The organism is Gordonia sp. PP30 (genome assembly GCF_023100845.1).
Lineage (GTDB): Bacteria > Actinomycetota > Actinomycetes > Mycobacteriales > Mycobacteriaceae > Gordonia.
Map to the genome: position 1 here is coordinate 2,607,717 of NZ_CP095864.1, position 17,095 is coordinate 2,624,811.

Genomic DNA, 17,095 nt, shown 5'->3' on the forward strand with positions numbered 1-17,095 from the left:
TCAATGCCGTACACCCTACGGTATCTGTCGAGAAGGAGCGCCGCATCCCCGCATCCGCCGGTCCCGAACACGCCACCTACCTGCCCGAGCGCCACGCCTTCGCGCTGTGGACGCCGATCGCCGCCACCGGAGCGGGCGGCGCCGAGCAACCGACGGTGCACCTGCCCCAGCCGGCCGGCCACGGGCGTAACACACGACTCGAAGCGTGCCGGCTCCCCTGCCGTGTCGTCTCCGTCGACGAACTCCCGGACGGCACGACCGCGTCGATCATCGCCTGGCGCACCCTGCGTGACGACCCGGCCGCCGAGATCGCGCTGCCGACCGCCGCCCACGCGGTGTGCAACAGCGTCGGCGACGCCGTGGTCTCCGCAGAGTACGCGCGCGCAACCTTCACCGCGACCCGCAGCGCTGGACTCGCGCTGCGCGATCTGGTGACCGCCGATCTGCGCGACTACCAGTTGCGCGGCGTCACCTGGCTCGACGAGGTGACCGCCGACGACAGGGGCGGCGGCGTCCTCGCCGACGAGATGGGACTGGGCAAGACACTGCAGACCATCGCGCACTTGGCGCACACCGGGCGCGGACCCGCGCTGGTGGTGTGCCCGACCGGCCTGGTCACCAACTGGGTGCGGGAGATTCGCCGCTGGGCGCCCGGCCGTCTCGCACCGGTCGACTACCGCGGCGGGGCGCTGCCCGAGATCGGCCCGGCCGGCGTCGTCGTCGCCGGCTATCCGGCGCTGCGGAGGCACACCGCCGCCCTCACCGGGAACCACTGGGCCAGGGTGGTCTTCGACGAGGCGCAGGCACTCAAGAACTCGCGGACCCAGGTGGCCCGGGCCGCGCGGGAACTGTCCGCCGACGCACGGATCGCGCTGACCGGTACGCCGGTGGAGAACCACCTCGACGAGCTGTGGGCGCTGCTCAACCTGGTCGCACCGGCCGCCTTCGGCAATCGTGCGCTCTTCCGGCGCCGCTACGCGCAGCCGATCTCGGCCGGTTCGGCGGACGCCAAGCGGCGCATGCACGACGCGATCTCCAGCCACGTGCTTCGCCGCACCAAGGCCGACGTCGCCGCCAGCCTCGGCCCCAAGATCGCGAGCGATGTGGAATGCGACCTCACCCCCGAACAGGCCCGGCTCTACGACGCCGTCCTGGACGAGGCCGAGGCCGCGGGATTCGGTACCGGCATCGCCCGCCGCGGCGCGATCCTCGCCGCCCTCACCCGGCTGAAACAGGTGTGCAACCATCCCGCACTGCTCGGTGCCGGCCCGGTCCGCGGCACCATCGAGGGCCGTTCCGGGAAACTCGACGTCTGCACCGACATCATCGTGACGAACCTCGACAACGACTGCCCCACGGTGATCTTCACCCAGTACCGGCAGACCGGCGAACTCCTGCGCGCCCACCTCGGCGCGGTGCTCGGCGCGCCGGTGCCGTTCCTGCACGGCGGACTCTCCCGCACCGAGCGCGACCAGATCGTCGACGACTACCAGGCCGGCGGCGGCTGCGGGGTGCTGATCGCCGGCCTGCAGGCGGCCGGCACCGGCCTCACGCTGACGCGCGCCGCGGACGTGGTGCACTTCGACCGGTGGTGGAACCCCGCGGTCGAGGCGCAAGCCACCGACCGCGTGCATCGGATCGGGCAGGATCGCGTGGTCACCGTCACCACGCTGACCACCGCCGGGACCGTCGAAGAACACATCGCGGCGATGCACCGACGCAAGTCCGCGCTCAGCCTCGACGCCGACGCCAGTGCACTCGCCGCGTTGACCGGACTCTCCGATGAACGGCTCCTCGAGACGCTGCGCCGAAATCGAGAGGAGTCCGCATGACGACCGGTACGACCGCCGAATTCGGGTACACGTGCTGGGGCCGCGACTTCCTGCGACTGGCTGAGCCCACCCGGGTCACCCGGCCCGAGCCGCTGCTGCCGCGCGCCCGCAGCCTGGCGCGCAACGCGATGAGTGCGGTGCAGTGCGAGGACCGGCTGGTCCGCGGCACCGTCGTCCGCGGCGGCGCTGCCTCCGTCGCGTACCTCGAGTTCGCACCGATGCCCCGGGACGCGGCGCGCGCGGTGGCCGAGCGGGTGGGCGGCGCCCCGTCGACGGCCGCCCTCACCGACGAGGTGCACGCGGCGCTCGCCGGTGACCCGCCGGAACTGGCCGCCGTCGACTGCTCGTGCCGCGCCCGGTCGGCGCGCTGCGTGCATGTGCTCGCGCTCCTCTACGAGACCGTGCGACGGGTCGACGAGGACCCGCGCCTGGCCCTGTCACTGCGCGGGTACAGCGCCGCGACCGGCCGGCCCGGCGCAGCACCCAGCGACGCGGTCCCGCGCTGGACTCCGCTCACCGTCCTCGACCCGGCGTCCTTCTACGGGTGATCAGGCGTTCTCCAGCTCCGCTTCCCGTGCGGCCTCGCGCTCGGCCACCAGGGTGAGCGCGATGTCGACGATCATGTCCTCCTGCCCACCGACCAGTCGGCGCTCCCCGCAGATCGTGAGGATGTCGCGCACGTCGAGGTCGTAGCGGGCCGCGGCCGCCTCGGCGTGCCGCAGGAACGACGAGTACGCGCCGACGTAACCGAGAGTCAGCGTCTCCCGGTCGACCCGGACCGGCCGGTCCTGCAGTGGGCGGACGATGTCGTCGGCGGCGTCCTCCAGGGCGTTCAGATCGCAGCGATGCTCGAACCCCAGCAGGTTCGCCACCGCGATGAACGGCTCGATCGGGCAGTTGCCCGCACCCGCACCGTGCCCGGCCAGCGAGGCATCGACGCGGAAGGCACCGTTCTCGACGGCCACCACCGAGTTCGCCACCGACAGCGACAGGTTCTCGTGCGCGTGGATGCCAATCTCCGTCTTCTCGTCGAGGACGTCACGATAGGCCTGGACGCGCGCGGCGACGTCGTTCATGGTGAGCCGCCCCCCGGAGTCGGTGACGTACACGCAGTCCGCACCGTACGACTCCATCAGCTTCGCCTGCTGCGCCAGGGACTCCGGATCACTCATGTGCGAGAGCATCAGGAACCCGGAGACGTCCATGCCGATCTCCTTGGCCGCGCCGATGTGCTGCGCCGAGACGTCGGCCTCGGTGCAGTGGGTGGCGACCCGGACGGACCGTACGCCGAGGTCGTAGGCGCGCCGGAGTTCGGCGACGGTACCGACACCGGGGAGCATGAGGGTGGTGAGGCGCGCGTGACGGATCGCGCCGGCCGCGGCCTCGAGCCACTCCCAGTCGGTGTGCGATCCGGGACCGTAGATCACCGAGCCGCCGGAGATGCCGTCACCGTGGGCCACCTCGATCGCGTCGACACCGGCCGCGTCGAGGGCGGCGACGATACGCGCGACGTCGGCGGTGGAGATCCGATGCCGGATGGCGTGCATACCGTCGCGCAGCGTCACGTCCTGCACGTAGATGGGGGTTCCCATGTCAGTTCTCCTCGCCCGCGGCACCGGCCGCGATCCGCTCGGCGACCTGCAGACCGGCCGCGGTCATGATGTCCAGATTCCCCGCGTAGGCGGGCAGATAGTGGGCGGCACCCTCGACTTCCAGGAAGACCGAGACCTGATGTGTTGGCCGGGTCTCCTCTCCGTCGGCGAGCAGCGTCTCGATGGGGGTCGACTCGGGGATCTCGGTGATCTGCACCTTCTGCTTGAGCCGGTAGCCGGGCACGTACGCGGAGACGTCGTCGATCATCTTCTCCACGGACAGCCGGATCTGTTCCTGGGTGTCCTCGTCGGGTGCCTCGACCAGCGTGTAGACCGTGTCGCGCATCATCAGCGGCGGCTCGGCCGGGTTGAGGACGATCACCGCCTTGCCCTTGCGCGCGCCGCCGACCTGCTCGATGGCGCCCGACGTGGTCTCGGTGAACTCGTCGATGTTGGCTCGCGTACCGGGACCGGCGGACTTGGAGGAGATCGACGCGACGATCTCGGCGTAGACCACCGGCGTCACGGCCGAGACGGCGGCGACCACCGGGATGGTCGCCTGACCGCCACAGGTCACCATGTTCACATTCGGCGCGTCCAGGTGGTCGTTCAGGTTCACCGCGGGCACCACGTAGGGGCCGATCGCGGCGGGCGTGAGGTCGATCAGCCGCTTGCCGTGCGGGGCGAGCGCGGCCGCGTTGCGGACGTGCGCGGAGGCCGAGGTGGCGTCGAAGACAATGCCGATGTCGGCGAACTCCGGCATGGCGATCAGGCCCCCGACGCCGTCGTGCGTGGTGGGTACGCCCAGGTCACGGGCACGAGCCAGGCCGTCCGAGTCCGGATCGATGCCGACCATCGCGCCCATCTCCAGGTGTTGGGCGGTGCGGATCACCTTGATCATCAGGTCGGTGCCGATGTTGCCCGAGCCGATGATGGCGACCTTGGTTCTGTCAGTCATGGGTATTTCCTTCGTTGAACGTGGCGCGGACGGTGCCGAGGCCGGAGATCTCGACGACCACCTCGTCGCCGGGGCGCAGCGGCCGCATCGGGCCGAGGGCGCCGGAGAGGATCACCTGTCCGGCGCGGAGCGGTTCGCCGAAATCACGCGCGGCGCGGGCCAGCCAGGCGACGGCGTTGAGCGGGTCGCCGAGGCAGGCGGCGCCGTCGCCCGTCGAGACCTCCGCGCCGTTGATCAGCATCCGCATGCCGACCTCGACCGGCGTGAACTCGTCCAGGGTCAGGTGCCGGGTCCCCAGCACGTAGACGCCGGACGACGCGTTGTCGGCGACGGTGTCGGCGAAGGCGATGTCCCAGCCGTCGATCCGGGAGTCGCAGATCTCGATCGCGGCGACGCCGTAGTCGACGGCGGCGGCGATCTGCGCCACGTCGAGCGGCCCGTCCGCGAGATCGGACTTCAGCACGAACGCCACCTCCGCTTCGGCCTTGGGCTGTAGCAGCCGCCCGATCGGCACCCGCGCACCGTCGTCGTAGGCCATGTCGTCGAACAGCACGCCGAAGTCGGGCTGGTCGACGCCCATCTGTTCCTGCACGGCCTTGCTGGTCAGCCCGATCTTGCGGCCGACGATCGACGCACCGGCGTCGGTGCGGCCGCGGGTGAGCCGTTCCTGGACCCGGTAGGCGGCGGGCAGGTCGTCGGAGCCGATGAGGTCACGGACCGGGGTACACGCGACCCCGGTACGCAGTGCGGTCAGCAGCCGGTCGGCCGCTCGCGCCTCGGCCGTCTCGCTGTGGGTTGTCGTCATGTATCGATCGTGTTCTCCCCCGCCGCCCGGGGAAAGCATCCCGTCTCGTTCAGCGAGACGTGGCGCTATCCTGGACCGGATGAGCACTCCGGACAGCGTCCTCGGCAAGGTGATGCTGATCCTGCACGCGTTCGACGTCGACGACCACGACCTGCCGCTCGCCGAGATCGTGCGCCGCACCGGTCTGCACAAGGCCACCGCGCACCGTCTCGCCGGTGACCTGGTCGACGCCCGGCTGCTGGACCGGACGGACGGCGGCTACCGGCTGTCCGGCGGGCTGTTCGAACTCGGCATGCGCGCCTCCGTCGAACGCGGCCTGCTGGAGATCGCCATGCCGTTCCTTCAGGACCTTTACGAGCGCACCCACGAGACCGTGCATCTGGGCGTCCTCGACGGCCACGAGGTGATGTACGTGGCGAAGATCGGCGGACATCGCCAAGCGAACGCGCCGTCGCGCACCGGTGGCCGAATGCCCTTGCACTGCACCGGAATCGGCAAGTCGTTGCTGGCGCACACCACACCCGAAGTGCGCCGGGAGGTGCTCGCCGGGCCACTGGAGCGGCGGACGCCGCGGACGATCGTCGCCCCCGGACTCCTGTCCGCGGCGCTCGACACCGTCCGCGAGCGCGGCGTCGCGTTCGAGTACGAGGAGTCGACGCCGGGGATCGCCTGCGTATCCGCGCCGATCCTCGATGTGCGGGACAACTCGGTGATCGCCGCGCTCAGTGCCACCGGCCCGCTCCGCAGGTTCCGCCCCGAGCAGCACGTCGACGCGGTCCGGGCCGCGGCCGGCGGGGTCGCGGCCACCCTGGCGCGGCGCCGCGCACTGCGCGACTGAGCTGCCTGTCACACTGGAGGTGTGATCAGAGTGGGACTGACCGGCGGCATCGGCGCCGGCAAATCGACCGTCGCCAAGACTCTCGTGGCCCAGGGGGCACACCACATCGATGCCGACCGCATCGCGCGAGAGGTGGTGGAGCCCGGAACTCCCGGCCTGGCCGCCCTCGTCGACGCCTTCGGACCGGAGATCCTGGACTCACACGGTGCGCTGAATCGTCCGGCGCTGGCGGCCCGCGCCTTCGCCGACGAGGAAGGCGTGAAGAAGCTCAACGCGATCACCCACCCGCTGATCGGCGCGCGCACCCAGGAGCTGACCGCGGCGGCCCCCGCGGACGCGGTGATCCTGCACGACGTGCCGCTGCTCGTCGAGGGCAACATGGCCCCGTTCTACGACGCGGTGATCGTCGTGCACGCGGACGCCGAATCCCGGCTGCATCGGTTGGTGTCGCTGCGGGGCATGGACGACGCCGACGCCCGCAAGCGGATCGAGGCACAGGCGAGCGACGCGCAGCGTCGTGCCGTCGCCGACATCTGGCTCGACAACTCCGGCACCCCGGAGGAACTGGCCGAGCAGGCGCTACAGGTGTGGAACGATCGGGTACTTCCTTTGCGCGAGAACCACTCTCGCGGCGTCGCCGCTCCCTTGCCGACCGCCGTGGTCGACGCCGACCCGGCGTGGGCGGTGATCGGCACGCGCGTGGTGAACCGGCTGTGGGCGCTCCTCGGGGCCGGTGCGAAGCGGATCGAGCACGTCGGCCCGACCGCCGAACCCGGCACCCCCGCTCCCCCGGTGATCGACGTCGCGGTGATCGTCGCCGACGACGCGGCGGCGGACGAGGCGGCGCGCCTGCTGCACGCGGGCGGGTTCCCGGTGATCGACGCCGAGGGCGGCGTGACCCCGGCGCGGACGCACGGCGCGGCCGACCCGGGCCGCCCGGTACGGATCCACCTGCGCGTCGAGGACTGAGCCGACCAGCGGACCTCGCGTCGCTCCTTGCCCACTGATTCAGTGGGCGTCGCCCGGTTTCTTCGGTGTCGCTCACTCAGCAGAGTGGGGCGACGACGAGACGACTGGCACGAGAGACGGAAAATCCCCCGCACCGATCTCTCGGTGCGGGGGATCTCCCTTCGACAGGCTCAGGGAGCGATTAACAGCTCAGGGAGCGGTCAACGGCTCAGGGCGCTGTGGACCGCTCAGTTGCCGCCGGTCAGCTTCTCGCGCAGGGCGGCGAGCTGCTCGTCGCTGGCCAGCGAGCCGCCGGCCGGAGCCGAGCTGCTGGACGACGAGGACGAACCGGTCGAGCTGGAGTAGTCGCCCGCGTTGTCGGCCTCGGCGGCCGCGGCGGCGAACTTCTCCATCTGAGCGGTGTGCATCTTGTGGCGACGCTCGGCCTCGGCGTAGCGGCCTTCCCACTCTTCACGCTGCGCGTCGAAGCCCTCGAGCCATTCGTTGGTCTCGGGATCGAAGCCCTCGGGGAAGATGTAGTTGCCCTGCTCGTCGTAGCTGTCGGCCATGCCGTACTTCGAGGGGTCGAACTCCTCGGTGTAGTCCTCGTTGGCCTGCTTCAGCGACAGCGAGATACGGCGGCGATCCAGGTCGATGTCGATGACCTTGACCATCGCGTCGTCGCCCACGGCGACGACCTGATCCGGCACCTCGACGTGGCGCTCGGCCAGCTCCGAGATGTGCACCAGGCCCTCGATGCCCTCCTCGACGCGGACGAAGGCACCGAACGGCACCAGCTTGGTGACCTTGCCCGGCACGATCTGACCGATCGCGTGGGTGCGGGCGAACTGACGCCACGGGTCTTCCTGCGTCGCCTTGAGCGACAGCGACACGCGCTCGCGGTCCATGTCGACGTCGAGCACCTCGACGGTGACCTCGTCGCCCACGGCGACGACCTCGGACGGGTGATCGATGTGCTTCCAGGACAGCTCGGAGACGTGCACCAGGCCGTCGACGCCGCCGAGATCGACGAACGCGCCGAAGTTGACGATCGAGCTGACGACACCCTTGCGGACCTGACCCTTGGCCAGCTTGTTGAGGAACTCGCTGCGGACCTCGGACTGGGTCTGCTCCAGCCAGGCACGGCGCGACAGGACCACGTTGTTGCGGTTCTTGTCGAGCTCGATGATCTTGGCCTCGACCTCCTTGCCGATGTACGGCTGCAGGTCGCGCACGCGGCGCATCTCCACCAGCGACGCCGGGAGGAAGCCACGCAGGCCGATGTCCAGGATCAGGCCGCCCTTGACGACCTCGATGACGGTGCCCTTGACGGCCTCGTCACGCTCCTTGAGCTCCTCGATGGTGCCCCAGGCACGCTCGTACTGAGCGCGCTTCTTCGACAGGATGAGGCGGCCTTCCTTGTCCTCCTTGGTGAGAACAAGTGCTTCGACCTCGTCGCCGACCTCGACGACTTCGCTCGGGTCGACATCGTGCTTGATGGACAGCTCACGCGAGGGGATGACACCCTCGGTCTTGTAGCCGATGTCCAGCAGAACCTCGTCACGGTCGACCTTGACGATGGTGCCTTCGACGATGTCGCCATCGTTGAAGTACTTGATCGTGGAGTCGATGGCAGCGAGGAAGTCCTCAGCCGAGCCGATATCGTTGACGGCTACTTGCGGCGAGGTGATCGTGGGGGACGACATGTGTTGAGTGGCTCCGGACAGGTATGTAGTAGTGGATGGAGTGCGTGCAATCGAACACACGCACCCAGCAAGGTTACTCCCCCGGGATGAACTGCACAAATGGGGCCGGGCACTAGGATCGGTCCCGATGAGTACCGATCCCGCCCCCGCCCGCCCGCCGCGTGTCCTGGGCGCCATCGATTCGGCCACCAGCGAATCGGCGAGCAGGTCGTGGTGGGATGCCGAGTCCGACGACTACCAGGCCGAGCACGGCGTCTTCCTCGGCAACGACGTCCCCGGTGGCGACTTCGTGTGGGGCCCCGAACGACTCCGCGAGGACGACGTCCACCTGCTGGGCGACGTCGCCGGGCGCGCGGTGCTGGAGATCGGGTGCGGCGCCGCACCCTGCGCGCGCTGGCTGGCCGCCCGCGGCGCGGACGTCGTCGGCCTGGACGTGTCGACGGGGATGCTGGCGCACGCGGTGACGGCGATGAGCCGCGACGCCCACCGCGTTCGGTTGGTCCTCGCCGGCGCCGAGCGACTCCCCTTCGCCGACGCGTCGTTCGACCTCGCCTGCTCGGCGTTCGGTGCCGTTCCCTTCGTCGCCGATTCGGCGCGGGTGATGCGCGAGGTCGCGCGGGTGTTGCGGCCCGGCGGTCGTTGGGTCTTCGCCACCAACCATCCGATGCGGTGGATGTTCCTCGACGATCCCGGACCGGAGGGGCTGGTGGTGAAGATGTCGTACTTCGACCGCACGCCGTACTCCGAGACCGACGACGCGGGCGGCGTCAGCTACGTCGAGCACCACCGCACCATGGGCGACCGCGTCCGGGAGATCGTCGCCGCCGGGCTGGTACTCGACGACATCGTCGAGCCGGAGTGGCCGGAGGATCTCGACGACGAGTGGGGTCAGTGGTCTCCGCTGCGCGGGTCGTACTTCCCCGGCACCGCGATCTTCTGCTGCCACAAGCCGGAGGCGCCGCGGTGACGACCCGCCGCCCGGGAACGCTCGGGCCGGACCGGGTCCGCGCCCTCGGTGCCGCGCCGTTCACCTACTCCGCGGTGGGCGCCGCGTGCGGCGGCGCGGTTCCCACCGGTTTCCACGGGCTGTACCGCTGCGTGGTGATCGGGCACGGGGACGACGCCTTCGCGACGGCCGGCGAGGCGTTGCTGACCTGGCAGGTGCAGTTGCGCTCCGGGATCCGGGTGTGCGCGTCGTCGCCGCGTATCGCTCCCGGCGCGGTCGCGACCGTCGGCGTCGGGGTGGGCCCGCTGCGAATGACCGGACCGGTCCGGGTGCTCGACGTGACCGAGGCGCCGTCGCTGCGGGCGTTCTCCTACGGCACGCTGCCCGGCCACCCCGAGTGCGGTGAGGAGCGTTTCGCCGTCGCCCTCGACGAGGACGGGACCGTCCGGTTCGAGCTGACCGGATTCTCCCGCCACGTCTCGCGTCTGGCTCGCCTCGGCGCACCGGTCGCGCGGTTCGTGCAGCGAGTGGTCACCGACCGGTACGCGCGCTCGCTGATCGTCGCACCGTCGCCGACATAGTTCGCGACAGCCGTCGGACAGGCGCGACACCTCGTGTCGACGCGACGACCGCGCATGTCGCTTCCTCGCCGGCTGTCGCGGTCAATGGCCGGTTGTCGCGTCCGGCGACGGCCTACAGGAGCTTGGACAGGAAGGTCTTGGTGCGGTCGTGCCGGGGGTTCTCCAGCATCTCGCGCGGGTCACCGCGTTCGACGACCTTGCCGTCGGCCATGAACACCAGCTGGTCGGCGACCTCGCGGGCGAAGCCCATCTCGTGCGTGACGACCAGCATCGTCATGCCGGCCTTGGCGAGGTCGCGCATGACGGCGAGGACGTCGCCGACGAGTTCGGGGTCGAGCGCGGAGGTCGGCTCGTCGAACAGCATCAGCTTGGGGTCCATGGCGAGCGCGCGGGCGATGGCGACGCGCTGCTGCTGGCCACCCGACAGCTGCGCCGGGTAGGCGTCGGCCTTGGTCGCCAGCCCGACCTTGGACAGCAGGTCCTCGGCGCGGGCGACGGCCTCATCGCGGGACGTGCCCTTGACGAGCATCGGCGCCTCGATCACGTTCGCCAGCACTGTGCGGTGCGGGAAGAGGTTGAAGTGCTGGAAGACCATCCCGATGTCGCGGCGCTGGCGGGCGGCGTCCTTCGGGCTCATCTCGTACAGCTTGCCCGCGCGCTCGCGGTAGCCGATCAGCTCGCCGTCGACCCGCAGCCGGCCGGCGTTGACCTTCTCCAGGTGGTTGACGCAGCGCAGGAACGTCGACTTGCCCGAACCGGACGGCCCGATGAGGCACGCCACCTCGCCGTGGGCGACTTGCAGATCGATGCCGCGCAGCACCTGCAGCGCACCGAAGCTCTTGCAGACGCCCTCCGCGGACACCATCGCCGAGCCGGCGTCGTGTGCGGTGCTCATCGGCCGCCCTCCAACGTCTCGGCCTGCGCGAGCTCTTCGAGCTGACGGTCACTGAGCATGCGGCTGGCGCCCTTCGAGTAGTGCTTCTCCAGATAGTGCTGGCCGATCATCAGCAGGCTGGTCACGGCCAAGTACCAGGTGGACGCGACGAGCAGCATCGGGATCGGCTGGAAGTTGACGCCGGAGATGTCGCGCGAGCGGCCGTAGAGTTCCAGCGAGAACGGCACCGCGGTGACCAGCGACGTCGTCTTGAGCATGCTGATCAGCTCGTTGCCGGTCGGCGGGATGATCACCCGCATGGCCTGCGGCAGCACCACCCGGCGCATGGTCTGCGACCAGGTCATGCCGAGCGCCACCGAGGCCTCCATCTGCCCCTCGCCGACCGACGAGATGCCGGCGCGCACGATCTCGGCCATGTAGGCCGCCTCGTTCAGGCCCAGGCCGATGATGGCGAACAGGAACGCCGCGTTGAGCGACTGCACGTCGATGTGGAAGAACTGCGGACCGAACGGAACGCCCAGGTCGATCTGCTTGTAGATGGAGCCGAACAGGCCCCACAGCACCAGCTGCACGTACACCGGGGTGCCGCGGAAGACCCAGAGGTACACCCACGCGACCGTCCGCAGCACCGGGTTCGGCGAGAGTCGCATGACGGCGAAGATCACGCCCAGGACCACGCCGATCACCATCGCGCACACCGTCAGGGCCAGGGTCCAGCCCGCGGCCTCGATGATCCGGGTGTCGAACAGGTACCGCGCGTAGGTGTGCCACTTGTAGGCGTCGTTGGTGGCGGCACCATAGACGAACAACCCGACCAGCACCAGGATCACCGCGGCGGCGATCCACTGCCCGGGATGACGCAGCGGCACCGCCTTGATCGGGGCCGGATCGCCGCCGGTCACCGCGACGTCACCGGCCGGCTTCTCTGCGCTCATCGGCGCTCCCCTCGCGAGGTGGACATGGTCATGACTCCGCTCCGTTGATCACCGAGGTCTGGATCATTCCGTCTTCCACACCCCAGTGCTTCGAGATCTGTTCGTAGTAGCCGTGATCCATCAGGTACTGCACGGCCTGTTGCAGGGCGGGCCCCAGCGACGAGCCCTTCGCGACCGGGAACCCGTACGGCGCGGCGTCGTAGATCGGCCCCACCGCCTCGAGCTGGCCCTGTGTCTTCTTGATGGCGTACGCGGTGACCGGTGAGTCCGCGGAGATCGCATCGACCTGGCCGAGGAGCAGCGCGTTGACCGCCTGATCCTGGCTGTCGAACTTCATCTTGATGATCGCGGGCTTACCCGCCTTGACACATGCCGCACTCTTGGCGGGCACCTCGTCGGTGTCCTGCACCGTCGTCGACTGCACGCCCACGCGCAGCCCGCACGCGTTGTCCGGGTCGACCTTGCCGCCGGTCCGCTGCGCCCACTGCACGCCCGCGCTGTAGTAGGTGACGAAGTCGACCTGCTTCTCGCGCTCCTTGGAGTCGGTGAACGACGACATGCCCACGTCGTACGTGCCCGACTGGAGGGCGGGGATGATCTTGTCGAAGTCGGACTCGAAGAACTTGGCGCGCAAGCCGAGGACCTGGGCGATCGCCTTCATCAGGTCGACGTCGTAGCCGATGATGTTGCCGTTGCGGTCCTTGAACTCGTTCGGCTGGTACGGCGGATTGGTGCCGACGCGCAGGACTCCGCTCTTGGCGATCGGCGCGGGCACCAGCGCCGCGATCTCCGGCTGCTTGGCCACCGTCACCGAGATCGGTTTGACGTCGAGCGCCGATTCGTCATTGGTGCAGCCGGCGACCAGCAGGACCGCCGAAAGGGCGACCAGCGCACCGAGCCGTCTGCCCCGTCTGAGCCGTTCGCGCAGCAATCGAACCACCTCTCCCGGCGACCGGCGGCCGCGCCCCACTGTTGTCCCGTCCGGACAGTCTCCCGTACCGGACGTTTCTTGATCGTTGCCGGTAAGTGAAACTACAGGCCGGTAAGTGAAACTACAGGACCTCGCGCAGCCGTTCATGGAACTCGGCGGTTGACGCGGTACCGCCCACGTCAGGAGTCGCCACCCCCGCGCTGACGGTCGCCGAGATCGCCGCCCGCATCGACGCGCCGGCCACCGCGAATCGCCGGTCGCGGTGCGCGGCGGCGTACCAGTCGAGCGCCGAGGCCACCGAGCCGATCATCGCGATCGGATCGGCGACGTTCCGGCCGGCGATGTCCGGCGCCGCACCGTGCGCGGCCTGCGCCATCACCTGCGCGTCGGAGGCGTTGATCGACGACGCGAGACCCAGCGATCCGGCGAGTTCGGCGGCCAGGTCGGACAGGATGTCGCCGAAGAGGTTCTCGGTGACGAGGACGTCGAAGTCGGCGGGGCGCCGCACCAGGAGCGCGGCCATCGCGTCGACGTGCTGCTGATCGACCGTCACGTCCGGAAAGCGTCGTGCCACCTGGTAGCACGCGTCCCGGAACAGTCCGGTGGTGAGCTTGAGGACGTTGGCCTTGTGCACGACGGTGACGTGCCCGCGACGGGCACGCGCCGCCTCGAAGGCCCGCTCGGCGATGCGCTCGCTGGCCTCCCGGGTGATCAGCCCGACCGCGAGCGCGACGTCGGGCGTCGGCATGAACTCGCCGGAGCCGACGGCCATGTTGCGATCGGCATAGAGGCCCTCGCTGTTCTCCCGGACGATCAACAGATCGATGTCGGGCGCCGTCGCCGGGATTCCCGGAATCGCTTGTGCCGGGCGGAGATTGGCGTACAAGCCGAGCCGTTTACGGAGCACCGCACCAGGTGCCGGCCCGCCCCGGTGCTCCCCCGGATACGACGCCGAGTCGTGCGGTCCGACGACCATGAATTCGTGGCCGTCGAGCGCCGCCAGGGTGCTCTCCGGCAGGGCACCGCCGTGGCTGTCGATGGCGTCGCGCCCGAACGGCAGGTACTCCGGTGCGAGGGTGATCCCCTGCGCGGCCAGTGCCCGCTCGGCGGTGTCGAGCGCGACCGGGACCACCTCGGGCCCGATCCCGTCGCCGACCAGGACGGCACAGTTCAGGACGTCGTCGGTGCGCATGGCGGTAGCGTAGCCGGGCCGCCGAGGGCCGGCGCCCGACAGGTGCGCGCCGCCGAACACGCGACGGTTCCCCGTCCATCGAGAAGGTAGACGCGAAACTCCGGGATCTGTGACCCGACACGGGTAACAGATCCCGGAGCTTCACTTTCGCGCCCGGGGCGCGGGGCGGCGTCAGTGGGCGGCGTCGTCCCAGGAACGACCGAAACCGACGGAGACGTCGAGCGGGACGGACAGTTCGATCGCGCTGCCCATCTCCTCGCGCACCAGGTGTTCCATCCGCTCTCGCTCGCCGGCGGCCACCTCGATCACCAACTCGTCGTGCACCTGCAGCAGCATGCGGGAAGTCAGCTGTTCGGCGGTGATCCGGCGGGCGACGTTGATCATCGCCACCTTGATGATGTCGGCGGCGGTGCCCTGGATGGGGGCGTTGAGCGCCATCCGTTCGGCGGCCTGGCGGCGCTGGAAGTTGTCGGAGTTCAGATCCGGCAGGTAGCGGCGGCGGCCGAACATCGTCTCGGTGTACTCCTTGCGCCGGGCCTCGACGACGACCTCGTGCAGGTAGTCGCGCACGCCACCGAAGCGGGCGAAGTACATCTCCATCTGGTCGCGCGCCTCTTCGCGGCCGATCCCGAGCTGCGCGGCCAGCCCGTAGGCGGACAGACCGTACGCCAGCCCGTACGACATGGCTTTGACCCGCGAGCGCATCTGCGGGTCCACGTCGTCGATCGACACCCCGAACGCCCGGGAGCCGACGAAATTGTGCAGGTCCTCGCCCGAGTTGAAGGCCTCGATCAGGCCCTCGTCGCCGGACAGATGCGCCATGATCCGCATCTCGATCTGCGAGTAGTCGGCCGTCATCAGGCAGTCGTACCCTTCGACGGAGCCCAGGGGGCGGTCGGCGCCGACCACGAACCCACCGCGGATCTGGCGCCCAGCGTCGGTGCGGACCGGGATGTTTTGCAGATTGGGCTCGGTAGAGCTGAGGCGGCCGGTGGCCGCCACCGTCTGGTTGAAGGTGGTGTGGATGCGGCCGTCGTCGGCAACCGTCTTCAGCAGACCGTCGACGGTCACCTTCAGCCGGGTGGCGTCGCGGTGCTCCAGCAGGTACTTGAGGAATGGGTGCTCGGTCTTCTCGTACAGGGAGGCCAGGGCGTCGGCGTCGGTGGTGTAGCCGGTCTTGGTCTTCTTGGTCTTCGGCATGCCGAGCTTGTCGAAGAGGACCACCTGGAGCTGCTTGGGCGAACCGAGGTTCACCTGCTCCCCGATCACCTCGTACGCCGACTCCGCGGCGTCGCGCACGCGCTGCGCGAACTCGCGCTCCAGCGTCTGGAAGTGCTCGACGTCGACCGCGATGCCCGCGGCCTCCAGCTCGGCGAGCACGAACGCCAGCGGCAGCTCCATGTCCCGCAGCAGCGGCACCGACTCGATGCGTTCGAGTTCGGTGTCGAGGGTGTCGGCGAGTTCGGCGACGGCCTGCGCCGACAGCATGAGCTGGTTCGACGCCGCGAGGTCGTCTTCCTCGCTGTCGAGCAGCGACAGCTGGCCGTCATCGGTGGCGGTATCGGCCTTGAGTTCGCGCCGCAGGTAGCGCAGGACGAGATCGTCGAGGTTGAAGGTCCGCTGCCCGGGTCGCACCAGGTAGGCGGCGAGCGCGGTGTCGGAGGTGACGCCCGCCAGCGTCCAGCCGCGGCCGCGGAGCGCGTGGAACGCCCACTTGACCTCGTGGACCGCCTTGCCGAGCTCCGGGTCGGCGAGCCAGGCGCCGAGGGCGGCGTCATCCTCCGGGGTCAGCGTGATCGGGTCGACGAAGGCGGCCTCGCCGTCGGCGGCCGCGATCGCGATGCCGGTGGGCTCGGAGTCGACGACGCGCTGCGGTCCGGTCACGGCGAGACCGCTGCGGCCGGTGCGCGCGTGGGCGTCGAGCCAGGCGGCGACCTCCCCCGCACCCAATCGCGTGCCGCTCACCTCGAAACCGGATTCCGCCTCGGGTTCGACGCTGCTGAGGGTGGAGAACAGCCGGTCGCGCAAGACCTTGAATTCGAGGTCGTCGAAGAGCCGGTGGATGCGGTCGCGGTCCCAGGCGTGCAGAGCGAGGTCGTCGGGGCCGGCCGGCAGATCCATATCGCGGACCAGTTCGGTGAGGCGGCGGTTCATGATGACCGCGGCGAGGTTCTCCCGCAGCGAGTCGCCGACCTTGCCGCGCACCTCGTCCGCGCGGTTCACCAGTTCCTCGAACGAGCCGTACTCGCGGATCCACTTGGCCGCCGTCTTCTCGCCGACGCCGGGGATGCCGGGCAGGTTGTCACTCGGGTCGCCGCGCAGCGCCGCGAAGTCCGGGTACTGCGACGGGGTGAGACCGTACTTCTTCTCGACCTCCTCCGGCGTGAACCGGGTGAGCTCGGAGACACCGCGCTTCGGGTAGAGGACGGTGATGTTGTCGTTGACCAGCTGCAGCGAGTCGCGGTCACCGGTGACCACCAGCACGCGGTAACCCTCCTGGTCGGCGCGTGTCGCCAGTGTCGCGATGATGTCGTCGGCCTCGTAGTTCTCGATGGCCATCACCGGGATGCCCATCGCGTCGAGCACGTCCTTGGTCAGGTCGACCTGGCCGCGGAACTCATCCGGCGACGACGACCGCTGTGCCTTGTAGTCGGGGAACATCTCCGACCGGAAGGTCTGCCGGGAGACGTCGAAGGCCGCCGCGATATGGGACGGATCCTCGTCGCGCAGCAGATTGATCAGCATCGAGGTGAACCCGTACACCGCGTTGGTCGACTGCCCGGTGTTGGTCTTGAAGTTCTCGGCGGGCAACGCGAAGAAGGCCCGGTAGGCCAGCGAATGGCCGTCGAGCAGCATCAGCGTGGGCCGCTGCTCCTTCTTTCCGCGGGTGGTGGCGTTGGTCGACGTCTGCGCAGGAGTCACGTGTTGAAGTGTAG

The 17,095-nt window shown here is 69.6% G+C and carries 15 protein-coding genes; 6 read left to right on the forward strand and 9 right to left on the reverse strand.

Annotated features, from left to right (window positions below):
- The first annotated feature begins 104 nt into the window (after nt 1-104).
- A complete protein-coding gene (locus MYK68_RS12040; RefSeq protein WP_502798332.1) occupies nt 105-1,832 on the forward strand; it encodes a DEAD/DEAH box helicase in 1,728 nt (575 codons plus the stop codon).
- The gene (locus MYK68_RS12045; RefSeq protein WP_247863935.1) at nt 1,829-2,380 is read left to right on the forward strand and encodes an SWIM zinc finger family protein; all 552 of its coding nucleotides are present in this window, start codon (nt 1,829-1,831) and stop codon (nt 2,378-2,380) included. The genes MYK68_RS12040 and MYK68_RS12045 overlap by 4 nt, the downstream gene beginning before the upstream one ends.
- On the opposite strand, the gene dmpG is transcribed toward MYK68_RS12045, so the two are convergent.
- Genes dmpG through MYK68_RS12060 form a run of 3 tightly spaced genes read right to left on the reverse strand, consistent with a single transcriptional unit; the run spans nt 2,381 to nt 5,187 of the window.
- Entirely contained in the window at nt 2,381-3,424 is a 1,044-nt protein-coding gene (gene dmpG, locus MYK68_RS12050; RefSeq protein ID WP_247863936.1) for a 4-hydroxy-2-oxovalerate aldolase, read from the reverse strand.
- 1 nt (nt 3,425) lies between these two features.
- Nucleotides 3,426-4,382, reverse strand: a complete 957-nt coding sequence (locus MYK68_RS12055) for an acetaldehyde dehydrogenase (acetylating) (RefSeq protein WP_247863937.1) — start codon at nt 4,380-4,382, stop codon at nt 3,426-3,428.
- Nucleotides 4,375-5,187, reverse strand: a complete 813-nt coding sequence (locus tag MYK68_RS12060) for a 2-keto-4-pentenoate hydratase (protein WP_247863938.1) — start codon at nt 5,185-5,187, stop codon at nt 4,375-4,377. Before MYK68_RS12060 ends, MYK68_RS12055 begins: the two co-directional genes overlap by 8 nt.
- Before the next feature lie 79 nt (nt 5,188-5,266).
- Between MYK68_RS12060 and MYK68_RS12065 the strand changes: the two genes are divergently transcribed.
- Nucleotides 5,267-6,025 (forward strand): IclR family transcriptional regulator, encoded by a 759-nt coding sequence (locus MYK68_RS12065; protein ID WP_247863939.1) that lies wholly within the window; start codon nt 5,267-5,269, stop codon nt 6,023-6,025.
- A 21-nt stretch (nt 6,026-6,046) separates the two neighbouring features.
- Nucleotides 6,047-6,994, forward strand: coding sequence for a dephospho-CoA kinase (gene coaE / locus MYK68_RS12070; protein ID WP_247863940.1), 948 nt, complete (start codon nt 6,047-6,049; stop codon nt 6,992-6,994).
- A gap of 227 nt (nt 6,995-7,221) precedes the next feature.
- On the opposite strand, the gene rpsA is transcribed toward coaE, so the two are convergent.
- Nucleotides 7,222-8,679, reverse strand: coding sequence for a 30S ribosomal protein S1 (gene rpsA / locus MYK68_RS12075; protein WP_247863941.1), 1,458 nt, complete (start codon nt 8,677-8,679; stop codon nt 7,222-7,224).
- 127 nt (nt 8,680-8,806) lie between these two features.
- Here rpsA and MYK68_RS12080 point away from each other — a divergent pair, with 127 nt between their 5' ends.
- Entirely contained in the window at nt 8,807-9,646 is an 840-nt protein-coding gene (locus tag MYK68_RS12080) for a class I SAM-dependent methyltransferase (RefSeq protein ID WP_247863942.1), read from the forward strand.
- A complete protein-coding gene (locus MYK68_RS12085) occupies nt 9,643-10,206 on the forward strand; it encodes a DUF1990 domain-containing protein (RefSeq protein WP_247863943.1) in 564 nt (187 codons plus the stop codon). Before MYK68_RS12080 ends, MYK68_RS12085 begins: the two co-directional genes overlap by 4 nt.
- 112 nt (nt 10,207-10,318) lie before the next feature.
- Here the strand turns inward: MYK68_RS12085 and MYK68_RS12090 are convergent, their stop codons facing one another.
- The 5 genes from MYK68_RS12090 to polA all read right to left on the reverse strand — a co-directional run bounded on the left by MYK68_RS12090 (nt 10,319) and on the right by polA (nt 17,081).
- Nucleotides 10,319-11,071, reverse strand: coding sequence for an amino acid ABC transporter ATP-binding protein (locus MYK68_RS12090; RefSeq protein ID WP_247868037.1), 753 nt, complete (start codon nt 11,069-11,071; stop codon nt 10,319-10,321).
- 26 nt (nt 11,072-11,097) lie between these two features.
- On the reverse strand, nt 11,098-12,036 hold the full coding sequence (locus tag MYK68_RS12095) for an amino acid ABC transporter permease (RefSeq protein WP_247863944.1): 939 nt from the start codon (nt 12,034-12,036) through the stop codon (nt 11,098-11,100).
- A gap of 28 nt (nt 12,037-12,064) precedes the next feature.
- A complete protein-coding gene (locus MYK68_RS12100; RefSeq protein WP_371308095.1) occupies nt 12,065-12,964 on the reverse strand; it encodes an ABC transporter substrate-binding protein in 900 nt (299 codons plus the stop codon).
- A 124-nt stretch (nt 12,965-13,088) separates the two neighbouring features.
- Nucleotides 13,089-14,159: an isocitrate/isopropylmalate dehydrogenase family protein gene (locus MYK68_RS12105; protein ID WP_247863946.1), complete on the reverse strand. Its 1,071-nt coding sequence runs from the start codon at nt 14,157-14,159 to the stop codon at nt 13,089-13,091.
- Nucleotides 14,160-14,330: 171 nt separating this feature from the next.
- Complete coding sequence (gene polA / locus MYK68_RS12110; protein WP_247863947.1) at nt 14,331-17,081, reverse strand: DNA polymerase I; 2,751 nt, start codon at nt 17,079-17,081, stop codon at nt 14,331-14,333.
- Nucleotides 17,082-17,095 lie beyond the last annotated feature (14 nt).

Coding starts and splice junctions, on each gene's coding strand:
- MYK68_RS12045 (WP_247863935.1), top strand. CDS start 1,829: ATGACGACCGGTACGACCGCCGAATTCGGGTACACGTGCTGGGGCCGC.
- dmpG (WP_247863936.1), bottom strand. CDS start 3,424: ATGGGAACCCCCATCTACGTGCAGGACGTGACGCTGCGCGACGGTATG.
- MYK68_RS12055 (WP_247863937.1), bottom strand. CDS start 4,382: ATGACTGACAGAACCAAGGTCGCCATCATCGGCTCGGGCAACATCGGC.
- MYK68_RS12060 (WP_247863938.1), bottom strand. CDS start 5,187: ATGACGACAACCCACAGCGAGACGGCCGAGGCGCGAGCGGCCGACCGG.
- MYK68_RS12065 (WP_247863939.1), top strand. CDS start 5,267: ATGAGCACTCCGGACAGCGTCCTCGGCAAGGTGATGCTGATCCTGCAC.
- rpsA (WP_247863941.1), bottom strand. CDS start 8,679: ATGTCGTCCCCCACGATCACCTCGCCGCAAGTAGCCGTCAACGATATC.
- MYK68_RS12080 (WP_247863942.1), top strand. CDS start 8,807: ATGAGTACCGATCCCGCCCCCGCCCGCCCGCCGCGTGTCCTGGGCGCC.
- MYK68_RS12090 (WP_247868037.1), bottom strand. CDS start 11,071: ATGGTGTCCGCGGAGGGCGTCTGCAAGAGCTTCGGTGCGCTGCAGGTG.
- MYK68_RS12095 (WP_247863944.1), bottom strand. CDS start 12,036: ATGAGCGCAGAGAAGCCGGCCGGTGACGTCGCGGTGACCGGCGGCGAT.
- MYK68_RS12105 (WP_247863946.1), bottom strand. CDS start 14,159: ATGCGCACCGACGACGTCCTGAACTGTGCCGTCCTGGTCGGCGACGGG.